This window comes from Arthrobacter sp. Hiyo1 (assembly GCF_001263615.2).
GTDB lineage: Bacteria > Actinomycetota > Actinomycetes > Actinomycetales > Micrococcaceae > Arthrobacter.
The window spans coordinates 477,114-478,695 of sequence record NZ_DF952470.1 but is presented as its reverse complement, the minus strand read 5'-3'; the positions used below and the strand labels follow the sequence as shown (position 1 = coordinate 478,695).

Sequence of the window (1,582 nt, the reverse complement as noted above, 5' to 3'; positions counted from 1 at the left end):
CACCCACGACGTGTAGGCGTAGCGCTGCTGGTCGAGGCGGCCGTTGACGGGGACGCGACGGATGCGGCCATCGGCTTGGAGGAGCCCCAGCGCCGTGGGCAGGGTGGTTGACGCACCTTTCTTCTTGCCTTCTTCGCCGAGGCTGCGGACGGATTCGCCGAGCTCGTCCCTGAGCTGCTTGGGATCCATGGGGTCGCTGGATTCCAGGAGGGTGTGGAGTACTTGCTCTTCGAGGAGGGTGATCTCACCGCGTTCGACGCCGAGGCGGGCCAGGACCTTGAACGGCGCCACCGCGGCGTCCCGGCCGACTTGGAGGCCCCACGCGAAGTCGTTCCGGCCCAGGACGTAGGTGCAACCGCGGGCCGTGGGGAGCTCGTGGATCCTCAACTCGGCGACGTCGCGATCGACCTGTTCGCGCCGGATCCCCGCCCGGGCGAAGAGCGTCAGGTAGGGGTTGGCACCGCCCACCGAGCGGGCCCAGCCGGCGCGATCCAGGACTTCCTCGGACGTCTTGCCGGAGAGGGAACCGTCCAGGCCCTGTCTGTGCCACGCCCAGGCGCGGAGGAGTTCCGGGGTGAGCGTTTGGGTGGAAAGCACGGCGGACGTCATGGCCCCATTCTGCACCGTTTATCCGCCATCCGGGGCGGTCCCGCGCGAGCTACCGCTCGAAATCCAGCGAGAAGCCTGCCCAGCGTCGGGATGTTCCCGGAGGAGGACGTCGACGCCGGCGAGCGCACCGCCGTCGTCGCTCTCGCGGACTTTCGCTGCAACCGCCTCAGCGATGAAGCGGGCCAGCACTTCCGTCGTCGTGAGCTGTCCGGCGAAGTCCGGGTGTTCGTCGAGGTTCTTGTAGTTGAGGCCGGCCAGCACCTCGTCCACGATGGTTCCAGCGGCGCCGATGTCCAGGACGATCGCATCGTCGTTCAGTTTGGCCCGACGGAATGTCACCTCGGCCACGAAAGTGGCTCCGTGGAGTCCTTGGGCCGGGCCGAACGATTCCCGCGGAAGGCTGTGGGCGATCATGAAGTGCCGGCGGACGGTGAGTCTGAACATCGTTATGCCTTCCTGGTTGCGGGGTAGGCAATGACGTGGCAAAGGTCGTCCAGCTCGCCGTTTTCCAAGCCTTGGAAGACCTCCGGCAGCTCCTCGAATTGCGACTCTCCCGTAAGGAACGCGTCGAAAATGGGGTCCCGCAGCAGAGAGACCGCCAGTTCCAGCCGCTCTCTTGAGGTACGGCTATGCCGGCGCGAACGTGCCACCACTCCCACCTGGCTGGCTCGGATGGTGAGGCGCCGGGCGTGGAAGTCCTCCCCCAGCGGCAAGGAGACCTTCCGGTCCCCGTACCAGGACATCTCAATGATCTCGCCCTCGTCCCCGGCTAATTGCAGGCTACGGGCCAGTCCTTCATCCGTGGCCGAGCAGTGGAACACGATGTCGCAATCCTGATGCGCGTCGTCCGGGAGCACGAACTCCACGCCCAGGGATTCCACGAACCCGCGCTTCCCCGGGTCCACCTCCACCAGTTGCAAGCGCTCCAGCGGGAAGCCGCGGAGGAGCGCCGCGGTCATGCCGCCCACCAGTC

At 66.7% G+C, this 1,582-nt stretch carries 1 protein-coding gene and 2 pseudogenes; all 3 read right to left on the bottom strand.

Annotated elements, in window-relative coordinates:
- Positions 1-609: DNA glycosylase AlkZ-like family protein (locus tag AHiyo1_RS26630; protein WP_253257269.1), on the bottom strand; the 609-nt coding region annotated here is incomplete at its 3' end.
- Positions 610-658: 49 nt separating this feature from the next.
- Positions 659-1,053: pseudogene (locus AHiyo1_RS11080) on the bottom strand (6-pyruvoyl trahydropterin synthase family protein).
- A gap of 2 nt (positions 1,054-1,055) precedes the next feature.
- A pseudogene (locus AHiyo1_RS11075) lies at positions 1,056-1,582 on the bottom strand (dehydrogenase); the annotation flags it as partial.